The following is a 26278-nucleotide window of genomic DNA, read 5'->3' as shown; positions in this document are numbered from 1 at the left end:
CTTGACCCTTTTTCAGAAGAATAGGTAGGATGATAGTGTGCTTTACAATACGAATGCAGGAGGAACAAGGCAGATGCCAAAATTAGAAGGTAAAATCGCAATTGTAACGGGTTCCGCGAGGGGGATTGGAAAAGGGATTGCCACAGTTATGGCTAAATATGGCGCCCACGTCTTGTTATTTAACCGGAGCGAAAAAGTATTTGAAACCGCGAAGAGGCTTCGGGAGCAAGGGCTTAAAGCCACAGAATTTCAGGTGGATGTGACAGACCGTGAAGGGCTCAAAAGGGCTGCAGCGGAGGCCCATAACAAATTAGGGAAAATTGATATATTGGTGAACAATGCCGGAGTTATCAGGCTGGCTAATTTTACGGAAACCGAAGACGAGATTCGCGATTTTCATTTCAGCATCAATATTAACGGGGTTTGGAACATGTCTCAGGTTGTGCTTCCTTATATGAAAGAGAGAAAATGCGGTAAGATCGTGAACATATCTTCCGTTACCGGTTATATGGTTGCGGATCCGGGGGAAGTTGCTTATGCTACGACGAAATCGGCCATTATCGGATTTACCCGTTCACTGGCTGCCGAAGTTGCCGCCTATAACATTAATGTGAATGCTATTTGTCCGGGTTATATCGAAACGCCGATGACTGAGCAAATCGGAAAAGAATCTAATCCGGATAATCCCGAAGCCGTTATCCAAGGGATTGCAAACAGTGTACCGTTAAAACGGTTGGGCAAGCCGGAGGAAGTTGGAGAACTCGCTTCGTTTTTGGCTTCTGAAGAAGCAAGCTATATTACAGGTACCCAAATCGTGATCGATGGCGGCAGCACCTTACCGGAAACTCCATCCGTTGGTGTTTAATTAACAGAATACATACTACATCATTTAAAATATATATGTGTTTAGGACCGGAAGACCACCAAAGACCTCTGATATGCTCCCCTCATAGTAGACAGTAGAAAAAACAAAAACATCTACTCTACAATGATGGGAGTTTTTACAATGTCCAAAAGGAGTCCAACTTCTTTAGAGGTAAAGCTACGTGTCGTAAAGCGATGTCTTCAGAATGAGACAAACCCAAGTTATGAGGCGAAACAGCTGGGAATAGACAAAAACACGGTAACAGATTGGGTAAGGAAGTATAAAGCAGATGGTCTTGACGGATTAAAGGAATCCACGCAGAAAGGATATGAATATGTAAGAATAGATGAATTGCTGGGAAAGGATGAGAAACGCCCTATGGAAAAGCCCCAAAATGGCGGTCAGGCCGGAACCTCATCCCATGAAAAAGTAATTACATGAATAAAGATTAAAATGAATCCCGATTTCAGTCAGACTATGGCCAAGGAAAAAGTCATGGATACACTACATTTGATCTCCCGGGATTTGATACTCTTCTAATTGCCGCTTTTAACTGGAGCCAAAATAGAATGCAGATGGGCCAGCCAATCTTGTACGTGTTCATATCCGATATGTTTGTCCACGACGTCTTCACTAGTATGGATTAAAACAAAAGAGGGCAGAAACCCCATCTGAAAAATGGCAAAAAGGTCATGATGATGATCTAACAGAGTAGGGGTAACGATTTTATGGGAAAGAATTACTTTATCGATACCGGATACGTCCAGATCCTCTTCACATATGGGAACATGTACACCGACCACTTTGACCTGATTCTTCACCTCCTCGTAAAAAGACTGTATAGCGGGGAGTATTTCTTTGCAGTATCCACAGCTCACTGACCAAAAGTAAAGAAAGGTATGCTCAGAATCGTTTTCCAGAACATCTGCTTGATATCCATTCCAGCATTCGAGTGACCGAAGGGTTTGAAATATATTCTTCAATTCAATGGCCTCCTTCACTGTTTTAACTGATTTCCGATGACTTTCCCCAATGCCTCCTCAGCTGCTATCATCTCAATCGGATTGGTTGAATCTTTGTGAGCCTTGTACAAAGCGGCTACCGCTTTTTCTTCCAGAGGAGAATTGAGCAAAGCCAAAGACCAGCTGGCCCAAAAACAATCTTCATCGTCTGCCGAAGCAATGTACTCTCTGATCGGATGGATACTTTTGTCGCCAATTCTTACTAAAGCTAACGCAGCAGCCATGCGCATTTGGTCGTTCTCTTCTTTTAACAAATCCAGTAATACGGGAATAGCCGGCACAGCAGCCGTTTCAAGTTCCCCCAAAACCACTACTGCCATAACACGAGTGGATTCTTCCTCCCGCCGGATAGCTTTCATTAAATAGGGGAGAGCCTGTGCCCCCTGATCTTTCAGGTTACTGATTGCTCTAAACGCCTCCGGTATATTCTGACTGCCCAGCTTCTCTATCATGCTTTGATTTGGGTCTTTTGGTAACATTCTATAAACCTCCTGCTAAAAATTTGAACATCCTTATAAGTATTCATGAACGGATAGACACTGGCGATCCATATGGAAATCGGGAGAGCATAAGCGACCAGTCCGATAAAATTAAGACATGCTCCAAACACAATAATAGCTGCAAGAATAAACAAACTATACTTAAATAAAATTAAGTAATACTGGGTTACAGAGGATGATTCTGACCGCAGGAACGCTTTACAAAAAATCTGGCATCTCAATCCTATAATCAGAGCCCATGTAGCGGGAACGGTTAAGAACAAGCTGTACTGAATCCCATTTGAAGCGATACTCCAAATCAGACATAACAGGGCAAGACTAATCGTAGCGGGAAGCATAGAGATAAGTTCTAATGTGTATATTTTTTTTATAAGTTGACCAGGCAGTAAAAACAAATCTCCAGTTTGTGCGTGTCTGGCCAAACCGGAAAAGTAAGAGCCGATGAGAGAGGCGATCAGAATCAGTCCTGCAATCATTCCAAATGAATGAGGGGCCCATTGTAAGGCGGCGTACATAAGCAGAACCCCTAATACGAACTGGAAAAGGACAGATTTCAAGTGTTTCCTGATGATCGCAAACTCAAACCAGACGAATGAGCCTACTCCTCTTAACCTCCTGCCCCCCACCAACTGGGCCGGTCTTTTCCGCGAATCGAAGATACCAAAGAATGAAAATCTTTAAATTCAGACCAGAAGCTGGCTTCCGCCACTAATTTTTCTTTGTTTTTCAGCTTCAGGCTGGAGACATAAATAAGGAGGAGGGAAAGGGCGGCTATGGCGCCAATAAAAAGCACTCCCGCAAGACTGAACGTACCGGTCAGCAATAGACCTATAGGCTGAACAGGATCAATGTACACGGAGTTTTCGCGAAAGATAAAGAGATATGTTATTCCCATGTGAAAAATCAAAAGAACAGCCAGAATGAGACCTGCCCATAAGGTGTACATTTTATTTCCCCGTAAAGAGGAGGCAACCAAACAGCAAAATTCCAAAGTGACCAGGATCAGGAAACTCGACATAGAGGATATGGCCAAGTGATAGAACCCTTGATTTATGAACAAAAGGCCGATATCGGCGACGATTGCCGACCCGATCCAGAAGACAGCTCTTACGATGACTTTCGGTATAAAGCAGGCGTAAATGATTTTATAAAAGGGCAGGGGAACAGAGTAAATCCACAGTACATCTTCCATCCGGGAAGGCATACGGGTTGATATCAATCCGAACAGACCGTACACAATATAAATTCCCACAATTATCCAACCACTTATGCTTGCATTGGCAGGGCCGTCTCCGGTTCCTATATAAATATGAAGACCCATAAGAGCAAAAAAAAGAAGGAGAGGGGTCCATAATCTGCTTTTGGATGTTGTTACATCGGTAAAGGTCCTGTATGTATGGAGCAGCTGCAAGGAGATGATATTATTCATGGCTATCCAAAACTCCCCCTAACTCTTCAATAATTCCGTTACACCATGCTTGAAGTTCAGCCTTACCCTTCGGCACTGGTTTGGAGCTTTTCAGTTCTCCCTGCTCAATCAAAATGACACGGTATGTTGTTTCAATAACAAAGTCCAGGCTATGGGAAGAGATAAGAATACTTCTTTTGTCCATAGCGTTTTTCTTGATCCAGTGGGCAAGCCATTGCTTGGAGGGAATATCCAACCCTACGGTGGGCTCATCGAAAATGATTAAATCCGCTTCTTGAAGAATGGCGGCAGCCAGCATGACTCTTTGCTTCTGGCCTTTCGAGAGATTGCCGCTTAATCTGTCGGAAAATTTCTCCAGACCGACTTCTTCTAAGACGTGATAGACCTTATCTTCCAGATGTTCCTTAGCAGTTCCAAAAGCCTTGGCTTTGAATTGAAGATGTTCAGCCACTGTAAGGGTAGGGTACAGATAAGGGGTATCCGGAATAAAAGCCGTGGCTTTTTGAGCTTCAACTGAACCCGGGTAGGCCCCCCTGATTCTGATATCCCCCGTATCCGGCAGGTATAGGCCGGTGATACATCTTAAAGTGGTTGTTTTACCAGCTCCGTTAGCACCTAATAAACCGACGATTTCACCGGCTTCCACGGAAAACGAAATATTATGGACTCCATCCCCGTTTGAATATCTTTTTTCTAAATTATTGACTGTCAGCATAACTTTAACCCCTTAATTTAGTGTTATATCCTTTTCTATTTTTTGGAAGTATTTTCCTTCTTTTATTTGGATTTTATAGGAAAAAAGTGGAAGAGAGGTCAGGATAAAGTTGTGTACGAAATGAGCGGTCAGTACGGTCAAGAAGCCAACATGCAGATAGGCGTAGCCCAGAATAATTCCAAAGATAACGAGTTGGGACCAGCGATAGACAGAAGGATTATACCCGCTTCCCTGATGAAGAAATGCCCATAAAACAGAAGTAAGTAAAATAGCCATAAGATCATGCCCAAAAAGCCAAATAAACAGGGAAACTCCCAGCAGCCTAAAGATAAGTTCCTCCATAAGGGAGCTTTGAATGCTCATGCTGATACTTTGGCGATATTTAAATCCCGACAGGAATAAGGACCTCTCCGATAGTTCAGGGGATATGCGCACCAGTCCTTTGTTCTCCAAGATCCTAAACAACAGGGAAAATAACCCTAAACAAATAAGGCCAATACTTACTCCGTAAGTAATCTGGGATACCTGATTCCGGAAAAGGGGAATCTGTTCTAAAGACGCCAGATTAAAGCCTGCCAGAGAGGTGACGAAGACTACACAACTATAGGCCAATCCGGCCATAAGAGCGGATAAATATCCGATAATGTACACGGATTTTATGGTCAAACGAGAATCATAGGCGTTCACAATGCCCATTTTCACATCATCCGTGCTGGTAAGAAATACGGCAAATACAATAATGGCGGCAAGCAGAACACTGATGGTTGAACCAATGGAAGCATCCGTATAAATCAGGCTTAAAACACCGGCTATTGTAGCTCCAAGGGCACCGATAAAACCGGACAGGTTAAGGGCAGTCTCCCGAAACTCCTTTTTCACTACTTGCTGGATATTAGAGGTTTTGATTTCGGTATCACTAAGAATGTTTATGATGCGGCCCTGGCTTACTTGAACAGAAATTTTCATTCTTAGGTCTTGGCCTTCAACAAGATACCAGTATGTATCGATATTACTCAGATCTTCCGTTCGTTGGCCCTGACCGATTATTTTCGCATCTTTCCAGAAAATACTGTCCTTCTGAGTTAATGTCCGTTTGATATCCCCGATAGATTTCTCCTGTTTTTCACCCGTATAGTGCCGGTTATCTCTAACGGTAACGTTCAGAAAAGTAACTTCTCCCCTGGCATTTAAGCCAATAATGATTGAATTATTGAGACTTATAAAACGAATCCTCCAGGACTCCACCAATCCCCAATTGAATAATGTTTTTCTTAATGTATCCAGCTTGTTTAGCTGATGCAGTCTGCTAATTGTATTCCGGTCGTGCCAATACATGGCGTAAGCTTTCCATGTTGAAACATCAACCCCTGCGAGTTCAAAAATACGTTCCCGGGCCAACCTGATTGCCTCCGTCCTGGGAATAAGCATGGACTCGTATGATTTGGGGCGATATTTAACGAAAATGCCCAGCGATACGAAGCCAATTATGAGCCATATAAGTTCCATTAAGGAAAACCTCCTATTTTCCGGTATAAATGTATGGCAGGTCCACATCTTCAGGCAGTTTCACTTTTCTGATACAATTACAGGATTTTGCAGTCTCCTTTACCCGTTTCAGACGTTCAGGATTTCCGATGTCCCCAATAGAGTCTCTTAAAATATGGCCCAGCGATTCACTTTCAACCTGACAGGGTGTGACAACCCCATCCGCCCGTATGTACCATTGAAGATAACCGGGGGTACAGAAATCAGTACAGCCGTCATGATCATCCTCTTCCCAATTGGAGATATAGATTTGATCTCCATAAAGACGTGATGATTCTTTAAGCTGCTGATTTACACAGGAATATTGTTCGTCTGTTAATCCAAAAGAAAAGCCCTCAGCTCTGCCTGCAGGAAGGGTGATTCCTGCCCGGAATATTCGGGCCCCGGCGTTTACGCTATCCTTCACCACATCTTTGACAGTATGGAAGTTTTTTGGGTTTACTGTCATCGCTACCAGGCAGTTTATATGGGCGGAAGCCATTCTTTTTATATTGTTAAAAGTCTCCTCATAAGCTCCCTGTCTTTCTCTTAAGAGATTATGAATCTCCGGGGTGCTGTCGATGCTGACCTGGACAAAAACATTGCCAAGATTTTGAATGAGTTCAATTTCATCATCTCTCCAGTTCAAACCATTACTGAATAAGTGAACACTTGTAAACAAGGAACTGGCAGCTGTAAGGATATGTTTAAAGCCTTTGGCTAATCTGGCTTCACCGCCGGTTAGCGTCACATCGTTCACCCCGACCGCCGCAAGTTTTTTCAATATTTGTAACCATTCATCTGTTGCCAATTCATTTTCCAGTCTTTTACCCGACGAGGCATAACAAAAAGAACAACTTAAATTGCACCCGTTGGTAAGCTGTAATGTGCAGCTTATTGGCACATAGGAGCGGGTTGACCCGTAGACAGGCAGCCTTCCCTCTATGCCGTTCTTCCATGTATCCGTTAGCGGATGGGCACTCAACTGAGCCAGTAAATCTTCTTCGGTAATCTTGCTTCCTTTGGTCATACTTAAAATGTTGGCCGTTCTTCGAATGCTTTTATTTCTGGCAAGCAGAAGGGCAATCTCAACGGCCTCCCCGCTTAGCCGGAAGTAATACATGCTTCTTTTTTCAACCAGTAAAGCACCTTGAGGCTGCAAATGTATGAAAAACTCCGGACCGGCTTGTTGCTCAGTTTCAGTCTCCATACCGGGACCTCCTCAACTAAAATGAAGTTGAGAAACGGAAGAATCTCTTTTCCGTTTCTCCTAAGTAATTGTATTAGAGCGCTAAGTTGATTGGGGTTGGCGGTAAGCAAGCCCGGGTCAGAGAAATGTTCTTGGCGCCCCAGCATGCTGCACAACCTACCGACTTAATGAGAGGAATACCGGCAGGCTTGCTCAAATTATTTTGCGCCGATGATTCCCAGGCAGGGGCAGGTTCATTACGGACATTATGATTAGACATATTTATCACCTCCTTTTTACAGTATTTTACAATAAAGATGTATAAAAGTAAAATCGTTATATAAAAGACAATATATTACAAATTTGTGTCGAGAAACAACGGCAAAAATGAAGAAATCCAGGCTTCACCGGAATGAAATTTGCCTTTTTTATATTTGGTGCTGTAGCTGCTGATAAAATGATCAACGGAACCATTCATATATGTCAATTATTTTTGCCTGTTTTTTCTTTTATGTCGATTGGACTGTATTAAAGAATATATGGCTATTCTATGGAAATTGAATTATTTCCCAAAATTATATTTAGATAATTGGAATATAATGGTACAATTTAAATGAATATTACTATTCTATAACGAAAAGAGGTTGATAGTTTATGAAGAAGTTATCTGTTCTTTTATTTGCCGTATGCATGTGGGCTTCGTTCAGTGTTCCTACCTTTGCTGCTGCAGGCCAACATTACCTCAATGAGGGTGAATCTCTTGTAAGAGGTCAATGGCTGAAATCAAATAACGGAGAATATACTCTTATCTTGCAGGATGACGGGAATCTGGTGTTGTATGGCAGGGGGAAAGCGTTGTGGAATACGAATACGCACGGATTAGCAGCGAAAAATCTGGTTATGCAATCAGATGGTAATCTGGTGTTGTACGGATACAGTGGCTCGCTATGGCACTCGAATACGCACGGATATCCAGGTTCTTATCTGGTTGTTCAGGACGATGGGAATGTGGTGATTTACATAGGCCGATTAGCAATTTGGAATACAGGTACGAATTAAATCTTTTCCCACTCATGTTCTCATTCTATAGTAATTAAGGCACCAACCGAAGTAAGAAAGAGCTCATTACAAAAAACACACGGTATGATTACAAGCTGATGTAATCAAGCATGTGTTTTTTTGGTTTTAGTTCCTGACGGGCACTTGAATCTCTGTGAGCCATTCATCCTCCTGTTTTCCCGGGGATGATCAGCAACCTGATAGCCGTTATCACTGATCCACTTCATGACGTGGGTGTAAGGCTCCGATTGCCTATTAATTGCCTTTATGGAGGACACAGGCGGCAGCATCCATTTTTTTGAACTTGAGGAGGTTCATATCCGGTCTGAGTTCAGTCACAGCTTCACAGATTTCCACATCGATATCCGATTCGTGTCCCCTTAGAGGAGAGTCAAACAAGAAGTTGAGCGTTTGCTCCATCGTGCTTCATAACGGTTGCATACATCCCATCCCAGCATATTTTCCGGTAATTCTGCGGATCGGTCAAAACTTCACACGTTTCTTTGGCTACAGCAGTTCCCGGATGCCGGGTTCAATCTGTTCAGGGGTTTCAGTAGGTGCAAATCTTTTAACTACTTAAACATCAAAATGAATGAGCTGGAAAATTTGGGCTATGAACGGTTTCTGATTAAATTTTATTACACAAGGGGGCGCGTCATGTGTTTCCGGTAAAGAACATTTATTGCAGGGAGAATGAGACAAACCCACTTTAATTGACAATGATAATCTTTATCAATTAAAATACAGGAAACGAATGCCAACAAATTGGGGGAGGGCGAACAATTATGTTTATCGAGATGAAAACCATTGTTGTCAAAGAGGGAACTTCAGATAAAGTGGTGGAACGTTTCGGCCAGGATGGGATAATTGAACAATCCGAAGGGTTTATTGACTTGAGCTTACTGGTAAAGAAAGTGCGGAGAGGGGTCGAAGAAGTGGTCATCCTGATCCGCTGGGAGTCGGAAGAGGCCTGGAAAAAATGGGAGACAAGCGAAGCCCATATTGAGGGACATCGGCAAAGTAGGGGAAAACCGGTACCGGAGCATGTCCTCAGCCGTTCTCACGCTAATTATGAAGTGAAAGCAATTAAGGGTGCCAAACAGCCCCAATAGTTATTGGTAAAACAAAGGTATGCCGGGAAGCAAGGCTATCCGGGTGTGCCGACAGATTATATGTTTTACCTGTATACCCTGGAATAAAGAGACAGGCAGACCTCCGGTTTGCCCTCTGCATGCCGGTTATCCTGCCTGTCAGCTTATTTTAAATCTTTTCAGTTGTCCCCATTCGCCTTCCTTCTGTAAAATTTCCTTCTGCTTGGGACCAAGTAGATCGAAGTGGGGAAAAGGGGGGCGATTATGAATATATTCAGTGTCTAGGCACCATTTGGCCAGGCGCTCCAAGTCGGAACAGCCTACTTTCGTTACCGTCCGGACGCCCGGAAAGCGGTCGTCAAGCCAATAGTGGGTGAGGAAGGCAATGTCCCCCTTCAGGACGGAGGCCTTCCATCTGGCCAGTTCTACCCGTGTTATGCCAAATGCCATATAGGGCTTCATTCCCATCTGCTTTTTGCTGAACTGTAGTTTTCTTACCCATTATAACAAATTATTTACCCTCATGCCGGTCACAGTAAACATGCATAGCCTCCCGCATGAAAGCAGCCAACCCAGGCTGATGCTTATCAATATTGGACGAAAACCGTTTATCCGCCATATATAAATCCCCAATGCCGCGAGCTTTTTGAAGGATTTGATATGAAGGAGATTGAAGAAGCGAAGGCCAAGTATACGGAAGAAGCCCGGCAGAAGTACGGCCTGCAATTTTTTGATAAATGGCTCCCTGTTTTTTCGTTATAGTTGCCCAATCCTCTCTCGTATAGCGGTTAGTTTTGTTGAGAGTTTCATCTACTATTTTTTTGCTTGTGTTTAATTCGGAGGTTATGATATTTCGTCGCGGTTAAGAGGGTCCTTAATATAGTCAAGCGCTCCTTTACAAGCCGGGACGGATGATGGAAAGACGCCTTTGTCTCTTGCCCAAGAGCGGGGAAACTGCAAGGTTACAGAGAGATTGATGCGGAGCGGACAAGCAAAACAGGAAAAAATCCGGCTGGTGACGGGCCGGATTTTTTAGATGAATTAGAACAACTAACTTTATGTTCAGCTAATATTTGATAAGTTTTCTCGTCATACTTTAAATTTAGACAAGGTTTCCTGAAGCTCCTGGGCCATTTCGCTTAAGGCACGGCTTGATGCGGAGATCTCTTCCATAGAAGCAAGTTGTTCTTCAGAAGCTGCGGAAATAGACTGGGTACTACCGAAGGAATTTTGCGAGATTTGCACCACTTCCTGCATGGATGCGCTGACTTCCTCCGAACTTGCTGACATTTGCTCGGTAGCCGCCGATACTTCACGTACCTGATCTGAGATGACCTCCACTGCTGCGGAAATTTCCTCAAATACAGCTCCTGCCGTGTCGATCAGGGAAGAACCTTTCTCCACTTCGGATACGCCCTGGTTCATCGTAGTAATGGCTTTTTTCGTAGCGGATTGGATCTGTCCGACCAATCCGGCAATATGTTGCGCGGAAGTCGCCGACTGTTCAGCCAGTTTCTTTACTTCCTCTGCGACAACGGCAAAGCCCCGGCCTGCTTCACCGGCTCTGGCTGCCTCAATAGAAGCATTGAGCGAGAGCAATTGCGTTTGTTTCGCAATGGCTGTGATTGCCGTTATAATCTCGTCAATCTGCTGGGTATGCTCACCAAGAGTATGCAGTTCCGAAGAAGTAGTCTTCACGGACTGGTGAATGGACCTCATTTGGCCTACAGCCTTCTGAACTGCCTCATTCCCGCGTTTCGTTTCCTGAGCGGTCCGGGCCATCGTATCGGAAACGGTGGAAGAGGACTCTGCAATCCGCTGTATGCCTCCTGCCATTTCTTCCATTGCGGTTGAGCTTTGCTCGGCACTTTGCAGCTGGGTCTCTGAGCCTTGCACCACCTGTTCGACAGCTTTTGTCACATGCTTATGAGCTTCAACGGATTCTGCCGAAATAGCCGTCAATTCCTCCGAAGAAGCGGCAACTTGTTCTGAGGCTTGATGGACTTGTCCGATTATCTGGCTCATGGCACCCAGCATCTGATTCATGTCTTCCGAGATCTGACCCACCTCATCTTTGGTTTTCACCTGAAGACGTGGCGTCAGATCACCCTGAGCTGCCCGATTAATCGTGGCAGAAAGGCTAAGCAGCGCTTTTACGGCAAAGCGTCCCATTACTATAGAGATAAGCAGAATCAGGGCACCCGCGGTGATAACAAGCAGAGTATTAATTCTAATCATCTTATTGACCGGGGCAAGGACCTCGTCTTCGTTAGCCAAAATGACTAATTTCCAATTGGCTGTCGGAATGAGAGAATACAAAGCAACACGGTCTTCATGTTCATTGGAGAGGTACGTGACAAGGCCTTTGTCTTGTTTTAACACTTCATTCTGAAATTTTTCCAATGCGTCCGGGTTTAAAACATCCGTTATATTTTTCCCGATCTGTTCTTTCTCTTTATGGGTAACATAGGTTCCATTTGCGGAGAGTAAATAACCGAATCCGCTTTCTTTTACTTTAATATCTTTCATCAGATTCATTAGGGTATTCGTGTTGACCTCACTGTGAATAGTTCCGATAAGCTCTTCCCCGTCCATTAACGGTGCCGCAATGACCACAATGGGAGTGCCTGTATTTTTATCGTACAGAAAGTCACTCACAGCAGGCTTTTTAGTTTCCTTTATCTTTTTATAATAGTTCCGGTCGTTAACATCGGATACCTGTCCTGTGGTACTAGTGTTTACTCCATTTCTGTCCGTATAGGAGTAAACTTCCACTTCATTATCAACTTCACCAATTGTATTCAAAACAGAGAGAATCTGATTCTTGTCGCCCTTTTTGAATTCCGGATGCTTCTTGATCGTTTCTTCAATAAATGAAATACGTTTTTGAAACCAGGCATCTATATTCTCGGCAATGACCTTGGCGAGATTTTGCACATTCTCCAATTCCCTGTTTTCGGCACTCGTCTTGGTGAAGTTCTGAGTGATTAGCGATAAGGTAATCATCGGGACTAATGAGATCACCATAAAAGTAACGATCAGCTTGATTTTGATAGAGTGTCTCCATTTTCGTTTTTTTGTGCTCAATGTCTTAATTTCTCCCCCAACTAAATAAAATGAAAGTACCATATTTATCGGCTAAAAATTATGTCGAAATTAATAGTTTTATGTAGTTTGATGAAAAAAATATAATTAGTTTCATTTACTCCCTATATAATTCCTAAAATGTAATTTTGACCCGGACCATTTCATTCTTTATCGATAGGAGAGGCAAGATGATCTTTATAATAATCAATGATTAAATTCCCCTTGGTGGATTTCACCGCATAAAACACATCCGAGACTTTCTTTCCTTTCTTACTTAATTGGGAGGTTAGCCATTCTTTTGTGATTCCATGAACGGCCAGATTATCTTCCTGAATCTCCCCGTCCATGATTAGTTCCACTGGAAAGCTTGATTTTAAGGAGTATGGGAGTTTCAGATCTTTCATTGTGACGGTTTTGTATTCCGGTTTCTTTTTCACTGAAATCTTTCCGTTCGTCTCCAATATCGGGTATTCGACTTCGTCTATATCAAATATATCTTTTTCACGAAGGGATTGAATGAGGGAGTCGAGAGAATATTTAATCTTCTTCATGTTATCCTCAAGAATCTTTCCTTTTTCAATGACCACTGTAGGACTGCCCGAAATCCATTTTCTGGCCTTTTTGCTCTTTAGCGGCAACCAGGACAAAATTAAAGAAGTTATTGCAAAGACGGCAAGACATAGAATAATGTGGAGAGCCGGCATCTTTACGTTAAACGCTAAATTAGCCGCAATGGCCCCCATTGTTATTCCCGTAGCAAAATCATGAAAAGTCATGTTCGAAATGGTCTGTTTGCCAAGCAATCTGCCAATTAATAAAATGATGATTAAAGCGGATATTGTTCTAAGCAGAATATCTATATATTCATTCATTACATATCACCCCTAGCTTACAGTTTGTACAAACCAAACATAATTAAGCCATGGAAAGAGTTTTTTTACTAAAAAGTTTAGCTTCCGGACCTGTTCATTCCAGGGAAGCCAGATTAAAGCTGTATGGTTATTCCCCGGAATAAAAGGCAACCGCTACCGTACTTCGGCTAAATTTCCGGTATATTCAACGGCTTTCTCCGTACCATTCTTTCAACTCCATCTTTTCAAAATCTTCCTCTACATCCAGCCGCAGTGGCGATATCAGCTCCAGCAGATTATCGTCAGGATCGGTAAAATAGATGGCGGCATGGGCATGCGGATTATTATTTAGAACAAGAGGCTGTTGGCCGGGGGAGAAGCAAAGAATTCCTTGACCTCTATGCCGCGTTTTTCAAGCCATTCTTTTGCACGCTCATATCCTCCAGTTCTATTGAAAGGCGACATGGCGAATCGAGGCAGGGCAGGGAATGTTTACTTGTTCACACGGCCACAGACCAAGCCAGATCTTTCCCTTCTCAAGCCAGAAAAAAGTAACAAGCTCGTTTTTATAAGCCAGTTCCAGCCCCAATTTATTATAAAACTCGATGGATCTTTCGATATCACGAACGGGCAGGTAGGCTTCGTATAATCCTTTAATCATGGGGATTCCTCCTTGGAATGAAAGATTTCGTTAATAAATTACCCGTAAAAAGGGCGGGAAGCGTCATCGAAAGGTATGAGAGAGAATACGACTTTAGATGGAGGGGTTTTTAGAGTGTCTTTTGTTTGACAGCGTAAATTGGTTTTTATTATAGTTTATATTATCAACTGTTTATGGGGTGAACTAATTGGATCAGAAGCAGGTACAGATGATTGTAGACCGGTACGTGGATATTTTCCTGTACGGGTCCAAGGGGGTATTAGACCTGATGTCGGAGCAGTTATTTGAACAGTTATCATTCATGCAGTACTCTCTTCTCCGGATATTATATGAGAAAGAGCCCCTACGGATGTCCGAATTGGCCGGCCTTTTAGGCATACATAAAAGTGCTGTTACCGTTAAGGTAGAGAAGCTGGAGAAAAAAGGACTGATTGAGCGCGAAAGGGACAGGCAAGACAGAAGGAACATTTATTTGTACGTTTCTCCTAAAGGGAAAAAACAATATGAGGAAACCGAAGAGAAGATAGCCCAGTTTTTGACAGACATTATGCAGCAGCTTTCACCAGAGGAGATGGAGGCTTTCCTTGACGGATACGTCAAGATAGCAAGTGCAATCAAGAGATATGGGGAGGAGAAGAAATGAAACATATTATTCGTTTACGCTGGATTGTTCTGGCTGTATGGATTGCGGCAGCTGTTCTTCTGATGTGGCAGGCGCCTGACATGGCCAAACTGGTTCGTGAAAAAGGCCAGCTTACTGTACCCGATGGCTATCCGTCCAAAATAGCGGGGGAAATTCTGGATAAGCACTCTTCCAAGGAAAAAGGAGTAGAATCGTTTATCGTCGTATTCCATAGTAAAGAGAAATTGACAGATAGCCAGCTTGGTGAGATCGAAAATACGGTGAACCGGCTGAAGAATGAGAAAGACCGGCTCAATATAGAGAGCGTTACAACTCATTTCGGCGATAAGGATCTGGAGAGTCAACTGGTATCTAAAGACGGGAAGACAGTTATGACCTTGCTGAATGTAAAGATGAAAGGCAAGGAAGTTAAGGATGTCCGGAAACCGCTTGAGCAAGCCATTCATACCAAAGATGTGGATGCCTATATGACAGGGAACTCCCTGATTAATGAGGATGTGGTCATCAGTTCGGAAAAGGGTCTGGCGAAAACGGAAGTCATCACCGTGATCTTTATCCTGATTGTGCTTATCCTTGTATTCCGTTCCGTAATGGCTCCGTTGATTCCGCTCCTGACCGTCGGCATGACCTACTTGATCAGCCAATCGGTAGTGGCCTTCCTCATAGACAGAATGGACTTTCCGGTCTCTACCTTTACCCAGACGTTCCTGGTGGCTGTCTTGTTCGGAATCGGAACCGACTACTGTATTTTACTGCTCAGCCGGTATAAAGAGGAGTTATCAGATGGGAATGAAGTTGGAACTGCTATTTTAAATACGTATAAAACTGCTGGTAAAACCGTCATATTCAGCGGTCTTGCCGTGATGGTCGGCTTTGCTTCCATCGGTTTCGCCAGCTTTAAGCTGTATCAGTCTGCCGTTGGCGTGGCAGTAGGAGTGTTTGTCCTTCTCGTGGCCCTTTTTACACTGGTTCCGTTCTTTATGGCTACACTCAAAAAAGGATTGTTCTGGCCTGTAAAGAAAGACATTTCCCATTCCCAAAGCCGGATCTGGGGCTGGATGGGCAAACTGTCCATAATCAGACCTCTGATTGCCCTGGGAATCGTAGGGATTCTGACCATTCCTCTTCTTATCAGCTATGATGGAGAACTCTCCTTCAACTCGCTGGATGAAATCGGGAATGAGTATGATTCGGTTAAAGCGTTCAATATCGTTTCGGATAGTTTTGGTCCAGGGGAAGTTATGCCGGTTCAGATAGTGCTTGAAAATGATGATAGTATGAAAAACAAAGAATATTTGACGATCATTGAAATGATAAGCAACAAGCTTGAAAAATTGGATCACGTGAATAAAGTTCGTGCCATTACCCGCCCAATGGGAGATAAACTGGAAGAAATCTATGTTAAGAAGCAGGCGGATGAAATGGGAAAAGGGATTGAACAAGGAACAGATGGAATCAATACGATCAAGAACGGGTTAAACGATGCCTCCAAAACACTGCAGGACAATAAGCCCCAGCTTCAGGAAGCAACCGGTAGCATAGGCAAACTGACGGACGGAACGAAAGGGCTTCAATCAGGTATTGGCCAGCTTCAAACTGCTCTGGGCGATATTGAGAAAGGCATTCGAAGCGGATCTTCGGGTGCGGCCCGGTTGAAAGAGGGAGTGAAGGAGGCTCAGGAACAGGCGCTGAATATACAGCAAAAAAACCGGCAACTGCTGGGAGGACTTCAAGCAGCCGAATCGGGGTTTCCCAAGTTAGTGGAAGGATATAACAATGTATCCGTTCCACTTCAAAACGCACTGGAACAGCTGATGAGTTTGGAGAAACCTCTTCAAGAACTGATGGAAAATCATCCTGAAATCGCAGCTGACCCTAATTTCCAGCAAATCCAGGGCATTATTCATAAAGCAGCAAGGCAGGTGGCTATTGCTAAGGGGACCGTATCGGCATTAAATCCGGAGCTGGACAAAGTTCAGTCGGGGCTTCAGAAAGCCAATGCCGGATTAACTGAACTGACAAACGGCCTGGGCCAATATGCAAACGGCATGCAGCTTATTATTGATGGATTGGGACAGCTCCAATCGGGTATGGATCAAGCTGCTAACGGGCAAAATCAGGTGATCGGGAAGATTCCGGAAATATCCAAAGGTCTTGATCAGATTGCAAGTGGTCAGCAACAATTGCAAACCGGATTTGGTAAAGTCAGCGGACAGTTGGATCAGCTTACCCAGGGACTTTCGGACAGCAGTACAGGTCTTGCCAAAATCGGAGATGGCTTAGACAATGCGCAGAACTATCTGGAGGATTTGTCCAAGGATACGAACCTTCAACAATCCGGTATTAACATCCCGGATCAATTGCTGAAAGATGAGCAGTTCCAGCGCGTATTTGATGTGTATATGTCCAAGGACGGAAAAATGACCACTGTGGACGTGATTCTGGATACGAATCCATACTCCAATCCTTCTATGAAAATGATTCATCAAATTGAGCAAACGGTGAAGGAAGAGACCAAAGGCACCAAACTTGAAAACGCCCATGTAGGAATCGGAGGAATTACCAGTACACACCGCGATCTGGAAACCATGTCAAACTCCGATTATAACAAGACCGTAACCTACATGATGATCGGCATCGTTCTTGTTCTGATCATTTTGCTGCGCTCCCTGATTATGCCCGTCTATTTAATTGTTTCCCTGCTGCTTACTTATTACTCATCTATAGCCGTTACGGAAATAATCTTTGTGGATATTATGGGATATCCTGGAATTAACTGGGAGACGCCTTTCTTTGGATTCGTCATGCTGATGGCGCTCGGAGTGGACTACTCGATCTTCCTGATGGCCCGATTCTCGGAGTACAAAGAACTGGACGTGAAAACAGGTATCCTGCTTGCTATGAAAAATATGGGTACTGTCATTATGAGTGCTGCCATCATCCTGGCGGGGACCTTTGCGGCGATGCTGCCTTCCGGCGTGCTGTCCATGCTGCAAATTGCCACAGTTGTGCTGACCGGACTTCTATTCTACGCTTTAATTATTCTGCCTTTGTTCGTACCGGTTCTGATCAGTTTGCTCGGTAAGGCGAATTGGTGGCCTTTTACGAAACGCGATCATTCCGGCTCGGACCATTCTTCGAACCATCACGGCATAAGCCAATAAAAGAAAGGGCGGTCCCGGATATTCGGGCAAGACAGAGGTTCTCGCGTGATTTCCGGTCTTAAGGCAGCCCCTGCACTGCTACTTAGCGAAAGATGATACCGGGGGGAAGGAACGCTATAGTAACATGTAAGGAGAACATGAATTCTAGAGAAATTCTAAATCGGCAGTATGTGTTGAAGAAAGGAGTTAGTCAGGGTTATGAATAAATTTAAGGCAGAGTATATCCTTACTATGGACGATATTGTAAGGGAAGGGGACCCGATTTTGAGAGAGGTTACACAACCTGTTCATGTTCCCCCTTCTGAAGAAGATCGGGAAACGCTGTGTTGTATGCTGCAATTCCTGAAAAACAGCCAGGACCCCGAGCTTGCCGAGAAATACCAGCTCCGCGGCGGGGTTGGTCTCTCTGCGAACCAGATCGGACTGAATAAACGGATGTTTGCTGCCTATTTACAAGATGAGCAGGGAAAGACACACGAGTACATGGTTGTGAATCCGCAAATCATCAGCCATTCTGCTGCCATGACTTATCTGGATCAAGGGGAAGGCTGTCTGTCTGTGGACCGCCCTGTCCCCGGATTCGTTCCCCGTTATGAACGTATAAAAGTAAAGGCGTATGATATAAACGGGGAAGAAGTGGTTCTGCGGCTTAAAGGATATGTATCTATTGTCTTTCAGCATGAGATGGACCATCTTAACGGGATCATGTTTTATGATCATATTGATAAGAAGAACCCTTACAAACTTCCGGATGATGTATTCATTGAACCGCTATGGAGAAGCTAAAGCAGATGGCCTGCTTGGCCGGTTAATTCATCAGATAAAAAGGAGGGAAACACCATGAATGGGGAACAAGGCAAACATACAGAACTGGCCACCTTCGCCGGAGGTTGCTTCTGGTGCATGGTCAAACCATTTGATGAGCTTCCGGGGATTAAAAAAGTAGTATCCGGGTATACAGGAGGTCACACGGAAAACCCTACTTATGAAGAAGTCTGCTCCCATACGACGGGGCATATTGAAGCCGTCCAGATCACTTTTGATCCTGAGGTGTTTCCGTATGAGAAGCTGCTCGGTATCTTCTGGCAGCAGATTGACCCTACGGATCCGGGGGACAGTTTTATGACAGGGGAGAATCGTATAAGACGGCGATTTTTTACCATACAGAGGAGCAAAAGCATAAGGCGGAAAATACCAGAGAGAAATTGGAAAAAAGCGGGCGCTTTGATAAACCGGTCGTAACGGCGATACTTCCAGCGGGCCCATTCTATCCTGCGGAAGACTATCATCAGGATTATTATAAGAAAAACCCGCTCCGGTATAAGATGTACCGCAAGGGTTCAGGCCGTGATGTATTCCTTAGAAAACATTGGGATACAGGTAAAGACAAGGAAGAACGAAAAAAAATATTGACGGAGGTGCAATACGAGGTTACCCAAAATAACGGGACGGAGCCTCCTTTCCGCAATGAATTTTGGGATTTCAAAGGAGAAGGCATCTATGTGGATATCGTCTCTGGAGAGCCCCTGTTCAGTTCGCTGGACAAGTTTGATTCAGGGTGCGGCTGGCCAAGCTTTACCAAGCCGCTTGAAGCCTCGAATGTGAAAGAGAAACAGGATTACAGCCACTTTATGATCCGTACAGAAGTCAGAAGCCGGGAGGCGGATTCTCATCTGGGTCATGTTTTTGATGATGGTCCCGGTCCAAATGGCCTGCGTTACTGTATCAATTCCGCCGCACTCCGCTTTATACCTAAAGAAGATCTGGAGAAGGAAGGATACGGGCAGTATAAGAAATTATTTGAATAGATAAGGAGAAAAGCAGCAAAGGCATTGCCCTTTGCTGCTTTCTCTTTCAAATAATAGCATATATATTTCTTCTTCGTACGGAGCATTTTTCTGGATAGCATGGAACAATTCGATTGCTTTATCTAACCATGACTGTTTTGTATAATAATCGATCAATCCATAAGTAATTCTATAGTAAATATTCCGGAGTCTTATTTTTTTCCTTCTGCCCACCAGTAATGACAATTGCTGAAATAATCCACTATAGATTTCAACCAGGCTCACCTCTTTTGGAATTTCGAAAGTGTTGGTCGATTTAAAACGAACGGCTAACTCGGAGACAGAATTGATTCTGGGCATTATTATGTTTGAGGATATATTCCTGGCTGTATACCTCTCTATCATTTCGGGTCTGGTCCGCGGGGATTCTTCTTCCCTTTTAGGCACGTTTACCTCGATTTTCATAGCCTTTGGCTATATGTTCCTGTTCTTCGTGATCGCTCGCAAAGGAGCACCCCTTTTAAACAAACTATTAAACATCCGTTCGGATGAAATCTTTATTCTCGTCATTTTTACTTCTCTGGCGGGTTTTTCGGAACTCATTCATGTGGCTGAAGCGATAGGTGCGCTCTTACTGGGTCTGGTCTATTCTGAGACTGAGCATCGGGAAAGGATCGAACATCTCGTAGTACCCTTCCGTGATTTCTTTGGAGCTATTTTCTTCTTCAGTTTTGGTTTGAGTATTGATCCTTCTCTTTTGTCACATCCTCCAATTCCTCCGCTTTCAACAAAAACCGGTCTACCAGACTTTCCAACTGACGCAGCTCCTCGGCAGAATAAGATTGGAGAAGGGACTCATGGTAATGTTTTACCAGTCCATTCCAGAAACCCAGCTTTTCCCTTGACAAATCGGTGAGGGCAATTTCCCGTTCCTTTTTGTTTTTGCCCGCCACACGCTTGACATATCCAAGCTTCTCCAGCCGGTTTATCGTTTTGGTTACGGTTGGGGGTTTAATAATCAGCGCATTCGACAGATTGGTCACTGTAGTGGGACCTAAATCATGAATGGCGTTAAGCATCACCCATTGGGACTCATAAATTCCATGAGGAGCCAGGCGGCGGTTAATCCCGGTATCAAGGGAGCGTGCAATCTTGCTTACTTTGGTGAAAATACTGCTGGAATACATAAATATAACCTCCGGAGTTCAAAGCCGCCTAAGCGGTATTAAGGTAAAGATAGTACGGCTGTATGACGTTTGTCAATGAACTGGGGAACAAAGACAAGCCACTCCTCTTGCAGGAAATAGGAGAATGGGTTATACTGGGGAACATGATTATTAGCTAGGAAATAAAATTCGGAGGAGCTGAGAAATATGCCTACATCCAGATCTGCTGCAGCATCGTTTTTTCTGGCACTGGGTATTTTGCTGATCGCAGCCAATATGAGGGCGCCAATAACGGCGGTTGGGCCTCTGGTAGGAAATATCCGTTCTGATCTCGGTATTTCCAACAGCATGATGGGATTGCTGACTACTTTGCCTATTCTGGCCTTTGCCTTTATGTCTTTTCTAGTGCCTAAGCTGTCAAGGTGCCTGGGGACGGGCCTTACGCTGTTCTTCAGCTTGGTGGTGATCGGAGCCGGGATCGCAATTCGTTCGATTCCGTTTATTTTATCCTTGTATCTGGGCACACTCCTTTTGGGTATTGGCATCGCAGTTTGTAATGTTCTGCTTCCAAGTGTGATCAAGAAAGAATTTCCCGGTCATATCGGGAGCATGACAGGGGCTTATTCTGTAGCCATGACTGTAATGGCGGCCATTGCTTCCGGGATCAGCATCCCCATGGCTAACCTGTTTGGCTGGCGGTCTTATTTGTTTATGGCTTTACTACTGCCTGTCGCCGGGATACTGGCCTGGCTTCCGCAGCTTAAGCATCCGCAGGAAGCCAATGTGGAAATTCCTGAACAAACAGGGAGTGTATGGGGATCAAAGTTGGCCTGGCAAGTTACTTTGTTTATGGGCCTGCAGTCCCTGGGGTTTTATGTCACAGTGGCCTGGCTTCCGGATATTTTGATTGAAAAAGGGTTTGAAGCTTCACTAGGAGGGTCTTTGCTGTCATTAAACCAGTTCGTCAGCATGCCTGTTGCTCTTGTAATCCCGATTTTGGCAGGTAAAATGAAGAGTCAGAAGCTGCTTGTAGCCATTACTACAAGCTTTAGTATAGCCGGCTTTGCCGGTCTTTGGCTGAGTTCTCTCGCAGTGCCTTTATGGGCGATCCTGCTGGGAATAGGCCAAGGAGCAAGCATCGGGCTTGCACTAAGCTTTATTTCCATGAGGGCTGCTAATACCTATCAAGCTGCAGAGCTTTCCGGAATGGCCCAATCCGTCGGGTATTTGCTTGCTGCGGCGGGACCTATATCGATGGGGGTTCTGCATGATATGACCGGAACCTGGGGCGTTTCCTTGCTTCTTTTAATTCTTTTATCCGTTTTGCAGCTGCTGTTCGGTTTAGGGGCCGGCCGTAATGCTGTAGTTACATCCGCACTTAAAACGGCTGTCCTTAAATCCAGATGGGGATATAAAAAATCCAATTGAAATTAATAAAAGACCGGAATCTCTATCAAGATTTCCGGTCTTTCAAATTGCCAGCACTTTAGTTCCTTTGCTGGTTTTCTTATAGGATGATCCAATTACAACGCCTGTTGCAATTCCAACCGCCATCCCCAATGTCATATTATGTAGAACTAATCCGAGGAGTAATCCCGTTAGAATCCCTATACTCATTCCAACAGAGAAGTTTTTTTCAATTAATCAACCTTGTAAACAGGGAATAGGAAAGGCGAATCTTGAAAAAACTAATGGATGTAACTATAATTGTTACATATACATAGATACAAGAGGAAAGGGCTTTGCCGTCTTCTTATACTTCAATAAAGACCTCTCGGTATCTAAAAAGGAGACGAAGTGAATGAAAATTAGCAGTCGCTTTAGTGTAGGGGTGCATATCCTTTCTCTGCTGGCCATGAATGATAATTCGCTTTGCACCTCCGAATGGGTTGCAGGGAGCGTAAATACGAATCCGGTTGTCATTCGGAGGATTATGGGCCAGCTTAAGAAGGCCGGACTTGTTCAGGTTCGTTCGGGTACAGGAGGGGCTTATCTGTTGAAAAGCCTTGATGAAATTACTCTGCTGGATATTTATAAAGCGGTGGACGTAGTGGAAGAAGGAGAACTGTTCCAAATGCATGAGGACCCGAATCCGAACTGCCCCGTCGGAGCTAATATTCAGTCTGTTCTTATGCTTGTGCTGGGACGGGCTCAAGAAGCCATGGAACAGGTCCTGAAGGATATAACAATGGACGAACTGGTTACCAGCCTCAGTAAAGAAATTGGTTGACCGTAATCCAAAGGGTATCTGCAATATGCCGTATGGCTTGCTCTTTCCACAGAAGGCCGTGGTGTTTCCATTCAGCATTATAACCCTCTGATTGACGACAAGGTACGGGAAAAAGGGGAAATTCCCAAGGCCCGTTTTCTTGAATTCAAAAAAGAAAGCCTTTACAAAATAATGAGTAAAGTTTAAAATAGTAATGACCTCATAACCAGCATTAAGATTAGGAGGTGAAAGATGAAACACATCAATAAGCATAGCCGGATCCCATTATATATCCAGCTTATGGATATCCTAATCGAAGAAATGGAGAATGAGCTGGGTGAGCACGAGCAGCTAAGCCCCGAGAGGGAGATTTGCTCCAAGTATGACGTATCCCGGACAACTGTCAGACAAGCTATAAATGAACTTGAGAGAGACGGTTATATTTATAAGGTCCAGGGGAAGGGTACGTTTGTTTCTCCCAAAAGGGTAAAACAGGATCTCATTAAGTTTTATTCTTTTACCGAGGAGATGAAAAAACAGGGAAAGATCCCCTTTTCGAAGGTTTTGACGTTTGAGGTCGTTGAAGCTGATCGGAAATTGAGCGGCAAGCTTTCTATAGCCGAAGGAAGTAAAGTCTATGTATTTTCAAGACTTCGTCTGGCTGACAATGTACCCATGATGTTAGGCACTTCTTATGTTCCTTATGATTTATTTCCGGGAATAAGCAAGAGGGATCTGGAAACAACAGCACTGTATGATCTCTTTACTAAGCGCTTTCATACCAGCATAACGAAGGCCGAAGAATTATTTACCCCGGTTATGACAAGGGCTCATGAGGCCAGGCTTCTGAACATGCCTGATTCTATTCCGTCATTAAGGATTGAACGTTTTACTTACATGGGAAATCAAATCATTGAGTATACAAACACAATTGCCAGAGGGGATAAATTTAAATATCGGGTGAGCCTAGAAAATTAACTCTAGGTGTACAATAATTGATAATGACATCATGATATGGTAATCCGGCAAAGCGTTTTTGAATAAAGTAGTTCGCATCTTTAATGACCCGTATACCAGCTTCACCGACTTCGGTCAATCGGGTCGTGAATGGTGCTCTAATAGAATCAATTTCATAGTACAACTTTAGATGGAAATCTAACTTATGAGGAAAGGAAGCGAGTTTCTTATGCCGAACATTTTGTTAACGAGGATTGACAACCGTCTGGTGCACGGGCAAGTAGGAGTAACTTGGGTGAATCATTTGGGAGCTAATTTAATGGTTGTCGCTAACGATGAAGTAGCAGAGGATGAAGTGCAGCAGGATTTAATGGATATGGTTGTGCCCGGGACTATCGGAGTTCGATTTTTTTCCATCCAGACAACAATCGACGTCATTCATAACGCAGCGGATGACCAGCATATCTTCCTGGTTGTAAGGACTCCCCAAGATGTACTGCGTTTGGTTAAAGGGGGAGTACCTATTGATAAAGTGAATATTGGAAACATGCATTATTCGGAAGGAAAGACACAATTATTCTCTACAGTTTCGGTAGATGAATCGGACAAGGAGGCTTTGAGAGGCTTGCGGGATCTTGGCGTTAAATTGGAAGTCCGACGGGTACCGGATGAAAAAGCGGATGATATTTTGAAACATCTTTAAAAAAGGGAGTGGAACCTTATGGCTGATATGTTGATACCGGCATTACTCATTGCCCTATGGGCAGGTATTGCAGGGCTGGATCTGTTTAACGGTCTGTTTCATATTCACCGTCCAATTGTAACCGGTGTCATCGTTGGACTTATTTTAGGCGATTTGAAAACGGGGGTCATTACAGGTGCGGCTATTGAACTTGTATGGGCCGGGATGGTACCCCTTGCTGGAGCACAACCACCTAACGTTGTTATTGGGGTGTAATCGGCACGGCATTTGCCATCCTCACAGGCCAGGAACCCAAAGTAGCCATTGGGATTGCGGTTCCGTTTGCAGTTGCTGTACAGGCATGTATAACACTTATGTTCACCGCTTTCTCCCCGGTTATGCATAAAGCGGATAAATACGCTGAGGAAGCTAATACAAAGGGAATAGAACGAATCAATTATCTGGGGTTAATTCTGTTGTTTATTTTCTATTTTGTAATCGGTTTCCTTCCTATCTTCTTCGGGGCAGAAGCAGCCAAAAATGTAGTGGAAATGCTGCCGTCATGGCTGATTGACGGGCTTGGAGTAGCAGGAGGAATGATGGCGGCTATCGGTTTCGCCATGCTTTTGAAGATTATGCTCAAAAAGCAGTATGTAGCCTTTTTTATCGTCGGTTTTATCCTGGCTACCTATTTGAATCTGCCAATCATAGCAGTAGCTTTAATTGGGCTGTCCATCGCTCTCTACGATTTTTATAAGTCAAGCGGCGATAATTCCGCAAGGGGGGTTTCTAAACGTGGCATCTGATAAAACAGTTTCTGAAACTCAGCAAAACGTTCAAATAAGTCCTGATCATTATGAAGATCCTTCAACCGAACAAGTATTAACGAAAAAAGATTTAAATAAGATGGTCTGGCGCTCGCTATTATTACAAGCTTCCTTTAACTATGAAAGGATGCAAGCTTGCGGCTGGCTTTACTCGATTCTTCCGGGGCTGAAAAAAATTCATAAGAAGAAGCAGGATCTCAGCCAATCCATGAAGAGCCATATGGAGTTTTTCAATACCCATCCTTTCTTGGTGAACATCATTATGGGTATCGTCCTTGCCATGGAAGAGAAGAAGCAAAACCGGAATACCATCAGGGCTATCCGGGTGGCTATGATGGGACCTCTTGGAGGAATAGGGGATGCTTTGTTCTGGCTAACGCTGCTTCCCATTTGCGTAGGAATAGGGGCCTCGTTAGGACAGGATGGAAATCCGATGGGTGCCGTTATCTTCCTGATTATTTTCAATATCGTACATTTTGGTTTGAGGTTCGGCTTGATGCATTATGGTTATAATACCGGTACTAATGCGATCAGTTCATTAAAAGAGAATACGAAAAAAGTATCCCATGCGGCTTCCATTGTTGGACTGACTGTTGTGGGAGCCCTTATCGCTTCATTCGTAAAAGTTCAGACCAGCTTTGTCATTCATGCAGGACAGGCGGAAATCGCATTGCAAAAGGATCTGCTGGATAAAATCATGCCGAATATTTTGCCGCTCGGTTATACCTTGCTGATGTATTTCCTGCTTAAAAAAGGCTTATCGCCTGTTATGCTGATCTTAATCACAGTGATTATCGGAATTATTGGGAAAATACCATTTTCGTTCGGAACAATATTATAACTTCAGGAG

The 26278-nt window shown here is 43.9% G+C and carries 26 protein-coding genes and 4 pseudogenes; 16 read left to right on the top strand and 14 right to left on the bottom strand.

Annotated elements, in window-relative coordinates; genetic code table 11:
• The first annotated feature begins 73 nt into the window (after positions 1–73).
• Positions 74–865 (top strand): SDR family oxidoreductase UcpA, encoded by a 792-nt coding sequence (gene ucpA / locus BXP28_RS15025; RefSeq protein ID WP_036655445.1) that lies wholly within the window; start codon positions 74–76, stop codon positions 863–865.
• 141 nt (positions 866–1006) lie between these two features.
• A complete protein-coding gene (locus BXP28_RS15020; RefSeq protein ID WP_036655443.1) occupies positions 1007–1306 on the top strand; it encodes a helix-turn-helix domain-containing protein in 300 nt (99 codons plus the stop codon).
• Positions 1307–1401: 95 nt separating this feature from the next.
• Here the strand turns inward: BXP28_RS15020 and BXP28_RS15015 are convergent, their stop codons facing one another.
• From BXP28_RS15015 to skfA, 7 genes and pseudogenes are all read right to left on the bottom strand, one after another.
• Positions 1402–1848, bottom strand: coding sequence for a TlpA family protein disulfide reductase (locus tag BXP28_RS15015; RefSeq protein WP_042118445.1), 447 nt, complete (start codon positions 1846–1848; stop codon positions 1402–1404).
• A gap of 14 nt (positions 1849–1862) precedes the next feature.
• Positions 1863–2366 carry a HEAT repeat domain-containing protein gene (locus tag BXP28_RS15010; protein ID WP_036655441.1) on the bottom strand — a complete coding sequence of 168 codons (504 nt, stop codon included), beginning with the start codon at positions 2364–2366 and terminating at the stop codon, positions 1863–1865.
• Positions 2336–3816: pseudogene (gene skfF, locus BXP28_RS24440) on the bottom strand (sporulation killing factor system integral membrane protein). The gene BXP28_RS15010 and the pseudogene skfF overlap by 31 nt, the downstream one beginning before the upstream one ends.
• Entirely contained in the window at positions 3809–4531 is a 723-nt protein-coding gene (locus tag BXP28_RS14995) for an ABC transporter ATP-binding protein (RefSeq protein WP_023485419.1), read from the bottom strand. The pseudogene skfF and the gene BXP28_RS14995 overlap by 8 nt, the downstream one beginning before the upstream one ends.
• 12 nt (positions 4532–4543) lie before the next feature.
• A complete protein-coding gene (locus BXP28_RS14990; protein WP_051427950.1) occupies positions 4544–6037 on the bottom strand; it encodes a CPBP family intramembrane glutamic endopeptidase in 1494 nt (497 codons plus the stop codon).
• A 13-nt stretch (positions 6038–6050) separates the two neighbouring features.
• On the bottom strand, positions 6051–7265 hold the full coding sequence (gene skfB, locus BXP28_RS14985) for a sporulation killing factor system radical SAM maturase (protein ID WP_023485421.1): 1215 nt from the start codon (positions 7263–7265) through the stop codon (positions 6051–6053).
• Between the two features lie 73 nt (positions 7266–7338).
• Positions 7339–7524, bottom strand: coding sequence for a sporulation killing factor (gene skfA / locus BXP28_RS25235; RefSeq protein ID WP_024093143.1), 186 nt, complete (start codon positions 7522–7524; stop codon positions 7339–7341).
• A 374-nt stretch (positions 7525–7898) separates the two neighbouring features.
• On the opposite strand from skfA, the gene BXP28_RS14975 reads away from it, so the two are divergent.
• Both BXP28_RS14975 and BXP28_RS14970 read left to right on the top strand, forming a co-directional pair.
• Positions 7899–8303 (top strand): lectin, encoded by a 405-nt coding sequence (locus BXP28_RS14975; protein ID WP_036655439.1) that lies wholly within the window; start codon positions 7899–7901, stop codon positions 8301–8303.
• Positions 8304–9088: 785 nt separating this feature from the next.
• Positions 9089–9415 (top strand): antibiotic biosynthesis monooxygenase family protein, encoded by a 327-nt coding sequence (locus BXP28_RS14970; protein ID WP_023485422.1) that lies wholly within the window; start codon positions 9089–9091, stop codon positions 9413–9415.
• Positions 9416–9553: 138 nt separating this feature from the next.
• Here the strand turns inward: BXP28_RS14970 and BXP28_RS14965 are convergent, their stop codons facing one another.
• The 5 genes from BXP28_RS14965 to BXP28_RS24435 form a co-directional block, all read right to left on the bottom strand.
• The gene (locus BXP28_RS14965) at positions 9554–9844 is read right to left on the bottom strand and encodes a hypothetical protein (RefSeq protein ID WP_036657184.1); all 291 of its coding nucleotides are present in this window, start codon (positions 9842–9844) and stop codon (positions 9554–9556) included.
• A gap of 61 nt (positions 9845–9905) precedes the next feature.
• A complete protein-coding gene (locus BXP28_RS25780; RefSeq protein WP_077585116.1) occupies positions 9906–10013 on the bottom strand; it encodes a TipAS antibiotic-recognition domain-containing protein in 108 nt (35 codons plus the stop codon).
• A 470-nt stretch (positions 10014–10483) separates the two neighbouring features.
• Positions 10484–12481 (bottom strand): methyl-accepting chemotaxis protein, encoded by a 1998-nt coding sequence (locus tag BXP28_RS14955; protein ID WP_036655436.1) that lies wholly within the window; start codon positions 12479–12481, stop codon positions 10484–10486.
• Positions 12482–12642: 161 nt separating this feature from the next.
• Positions 12643–13353, bottom strand: a complete 711-nt coding sequence (locus BXP28_RS14950) for a DUF421 domain-containing protein (protein WP_077585115.1) — start codon at positions 13351–13353, stop codon at positions 12643–12645.
• Positions 13354–13780: 427 nt separating this feature from the next.
• Entirely contained in the window at positions 13781–13993 is a 213-nt protein-coding gene (locus BXP28_RS24435) for a VOC family protein (protein WP_024093148.1), read from the bottom strand.
• A 187-nt stretch (positions 13994–14180) separates the two neighbouring features.
• Here BXP28_RS24435 and BXP28_RS14940 point away from each other — a divergent pair, with 187 nt between their 5' ends.
• The 6 genes and pseudogenes from BXP28_RS14940 to BXP28_RS14920 form a co-directional block, all read left to right on the top strand.
• The gene (locus BXP28_RS14940) at positions 14181–14636 is read left to right on the top strand and encodes a MarR family winged helix-turn-helix transcriptional regulator (protein WP_023485427.1); all 456 of its coding nucleotides are present in this window, start codon (positions 14181–14183) and stop codon (positions 14634–14636) included.
• The gene (locus BXP28_RS14935; RefSeq protein WP_023485428.1) at positions 14633–17800 is read left to right on the top strand and encodes an MMPL family transporter; all 3168 of its coding nucleotides are present in this window, start codon (positions 14633–14635) and stop codon (positions 17798–17800) included. Before BXP28_RS14940 ends, BXP28_RS14935 begins: the two co-directional genes overlap by 4 nt.
• Positions 17801–17998: 198 nt before the next feature.
• Positions 17999–18586 (top strand): peptide deformylase, encoded by a 588-nt coding sequence (def, locus tag BXP28_RS14930; RefSeq protein ID WP_023485429.1) that lies wholly within the window; start codon positions 17999–18001, stop codon positions 18584–18586.
• Positions 18587–18640: 54 nt separating this feature from the next.
• Positions 18641–19119, top strand: a pseudogene (gene msrA / locus BXP28_RS24430) (peptide-methionine (S)-S-oxide reductase MsrA); the annotation flags it as partial.
• Between the two features lie 6 nt (positions 19120–19125).
• Positions 19126–19608: a peptide-methionine (R)-S-oxide reductase MsrB gene (msrB, locus tag BXP28_RS14925; RefSeq protein ID WP_367869716.1), complete on the top strand. Its 483-nt coding sequence runs from the start codon at positions 19126–19128 to the stop codon at positions 19606–19608.
• A 274-nt stretch (positions 19609–19882) separates the two neighbouring features.
• Positions 19883–20338, top strand: a pseudogene (locus BXP28_RS14920) (cation:proton antiporter); the annotation flags it as partial.
• Here BXP28_RS14920 and BXP28_RS24425 read toward each other — a convergent pair.
• Complete coding sequence (locus BXP28_RS24425; RefSeq protein ID WP_235430655.1) at positions 20313–20666, bottom strand: MarR family winged helix-turn-helix transcriptional regulator; 354 nt, start codon at positions 20664–20666, stop codon at positions 20313–20315. The pseudogene BXP28_RS14920 and the gene BXP28_RS24425 overlap by 26 nt on opposite strands.
• Before the next feature lie 294 nt (positions 20667–20960).
• On the opposite strand from BXP28_RS24425, the gene BXP28_RS14910 reads away from it, so the two are divergent.
• Entirely contained in the window at positions 20961–22181 is a 1221-nt protein-coding gene (locus tag BXP28_RS14910) for a CynX/NimT family MFS transporter (RefSeq protein WP_023485432.1), read from the top strand.
• A 42-nt stretch (positions 22182–22223) separates the two neighbouring features.
• Here BXP28_RS14910 and BXP28_RS25775 read toward each other — a convergent pair whose 3' ends face one another.
• On the bottom strand, positions 22224–22370 hold the full coding sequence (locus BXP28_RS25775) for a hypothetical protein (protein WP_268589503.1): 147 nt from the start codon (positions 22368–22370) through the stop codon (positions 22224–22226).
• Between the two features lie 184 nt (positions 22371–22554).
• Here BXP28_RS25775 and BXP28_RS14905 point away from each other — a divergent pair, with 184 nt between their 5' ends.
• The 5 genes and pseudogenes from BXP28_RS14905 to BXP28_RS14885 all read left to right on the top strand — a co-directional run bounded on the left by BXP28_RS14905 (position 22555) and on the right by BXP28_RS14885 (position 26269).
• Positions 22555–22983 carry an Rrf2 family transcriptional regulator gene (locus tag BXP28_RS14905; protein WP_036655432.1) on the top strand — a complete coding sequence of 143 codons (429 nt, stop codon included), beginning with the start codon at positions 22555–22557 and terminating at the stop codon, positions 22981–22983.
• Positions 22984–23214: 231 nt separating this feature from the next.
• Positions 23215–23940 (top strand): GntR family transcriptional regulator, encoded by a 726-nt coding sequence (locus BXP28_RS14900; RefSeq protein ID WP_024093152.1) that lies wholly within the window; start codon positions 23215–23217, stop codon positions 23938–23940.
• Positions 23941–24148: 208 nt separating this feature from the next.
• On the top strand, positions 24149–24622 hold the full coding sequence (agaV, locus tag BXP28_RS14895; protein ID WP_036655430.1) for a PTS N-acetylgalactosamine transporter subunit IIB: 474 nt from the start codon (positions 24149–24151) through the stop codon (positions 24620–24622).
• A gap of 18 nt (positions 24623–24640) precedes the next feature.
• Positions 24641–25407, top strand: a pseudogene (gene agaW / locus BXP28_RS14890) (PTS N-acetylgalactosamine transporter subunit IIC).
• Positions 25397–26269, top strand: a complete 873-nt coding sequence (locus tag BXP28_RS14885; RefSeq protein ID WP_036655428.1) for a PTS system mannose/fructose/sorbose family transporter subunit IID — start codon at positions 25397–25399, stop codon at positions 26267–26269. Before agaW ends, BXP28_RS14885 begins: the two are co-directional and overlap by 11 nt.
• Positions 26270–26278 lie beyond the last annotated feature (9 nt).

The sequence above is a fragment of the Paenibacillus larvae subsp. larvae genome, from assembly GCF_002003265.1.
In the GTDB taxonomy this organism is placed as follows: domain Bacteria; phylum Bacillota; class Bacilli; order Paenibacillales; family NBRC-103111; genus Paenibacillus_H; species Paenibacillus_H larvae.
Note: the sequence above shows the minus strand (reverse complement) of the source record. Positions and strands in the feature narration are given on the sequence as shown.

What these genes read in the sequence shown, in the direction of transcription:
- ucpA (WP_036655445.1), top strand. Translation starts at nt 74, where the DNA reads ATGCCAAAATTAGAAGGTAAAATCGCAATTGTAACGGGTTCCGCGAGG.
- BXP28_RS15020 (WP_036655443.1), top strand. Translation starts at nt 1,007, where the DNA reads ATGTCCAAAAGGAGTCCAACTTCTTTAGAGGTAAAGCTACGTGTCGTA.
- BXP28_RS15010 (WP_036655441.1), bottom strand. Translation starts at nt 2,366, where the DNA reads ATGTTACCAAAAGACCCAAATCAAAGCATGATAGAGAAGCTGGGCAGT.
- BXP28_RS14995 (WP_023485419.1), bottom strand. Translation starts at nt 4,531, where the DNA reads ATGCTGACAGTCAATAATTTAGAAAAAAGATATTCAAACGGGGATGGA.
- BXP28_RS14990 (WP_051427950.1), bottom strand. Translation starts at nt 6,037, where the DNA reads ATGGAACTTATATGGCTCATAATTGGCTTCGTATCGCTGGGCATTTTC.
- skfB (WP_023485421.1), bottom strand. Translation starts at nt 7,265, where the DNA reads ATGGAGACTGAAACTGAGCAACAAGCCGGTCCGGAGTTTTTCATACAT.
- skfA (WP_024093143.1), bottom strand. Translation starts at nt 7,524, where the DNA reads ATGTCTAATCATAATGTCCGTAATGAACCTGCCCCTGCCTGGGAATCA.
- BXP28_RS14975 (WP_036655439.1), top strand. Translation starts at nt 7,899, where the DNA reads ATGAAGAAGTTATCTGTTCTTTTATTTGCCGTATGCATGTGGGCTTCG.
- BXP28_RS14970 (WP_023485422.1), top strand. Translation starts at nt 9,089, where the DNA reads ATGTTTATCGAGATGAAAACCATTGTTGTCAAAGAGGGAACTTCAGAT.
- BXP28_RS14965 (WP_036657184.1), bottom strand. Translation starts at nt 9,844, where the DNA reads ATGGCATTTGGCATAACACGGGTAGAACTGGCCAGATGGAAGGCCTCC.
- BXP28_RS25780 (WP_077585116.1), bottom strand. Translation starts at nt 10,013, where the DNA reads ATGGCGGATAAACGGTTTTCGTCCAATATTGATAAGCATCAGCCTGGG.
- BXP28_RS14950 (WP_077585115.1), bottom strand. Translation starts at nt 13,353, where the DNA reads ATGAATGAATATATAGATATTCTGCTTAGAACAATATCCGCTTTAATC.
- BXP28_RS24435 (WP_024093148.1), bottom strand. Translation starts at nt 13,993, where the DNA reads ATGATTAAAGGATTATACGAAGCCTACCTGCCCGTTCGTGATATCGAA.
- BXP28_RS14935 (WP_023485428.1), top strand. Translation starts at nt 14,633, where the DNA reads ATGAAACATATTATTCGTTTACGCTGGATTGTTCTGGCTGTATGGATT.
- def (WP_023485429.1), top strand. Translation starts at nt 17,999, where the DNA reads ATGAATAAATTTAAGGCAGAGTATATCCTTACTATGGACGATATTGTA.
- msrB (WP_367869716.1), top strand. Translation starts at nt 19,126, where the DNA reads ATGTACCGCAAGGGTTCAGGCCGTGATGTATTCCTTAGAAAACATTGG.
- BXP28_RS24425 (WP_235430655.1), bottom strand. Translation starts at nt 20,666, where the DNA reads ATGCTTAACGCCATTCATGATTTAGGTCCCACTACAGTGACCAATCTG.
- BXP28_RS14910 (WP_023485432.1), top strand. Translation starts at nt 20,961, where the DNA reads ATGCCTACATCCAGATCTGCTGCAGCATCGTTTTTTCTGGCACTGGGT.
- BXP28_RS25775 (WP_268589503.1), bottom strand. Translation starts at nt 22,370, where the DNA reads ATGAGTATAGGGATTCTAACGGGATTACTCCTCGGATTAGTTCTACAT.
- BXP28_RS14905 (WP_036655432.1), top strand. Translation starts at nt 22,555, where the DNA reads ATGAAAATTAGCAGTCGCTTTAGTGTAGGGGTGCATATCCTTTCTCTG.
- BXP28_RS14900 (WP_024093152.1), top strand. Translation starts at nt 23,215, where the DNA reads ATGAAACACATCAATAAGCATAGCCGGATCCCATTATATATCCAGCTT.
- agaV (WP_036655430.1), top strand. Translation starts at nt 24,149, where the DNA reads ATGCCGAACATTTTGTTAACGAGGATTGACAACCGTCTGGTGCACGGG.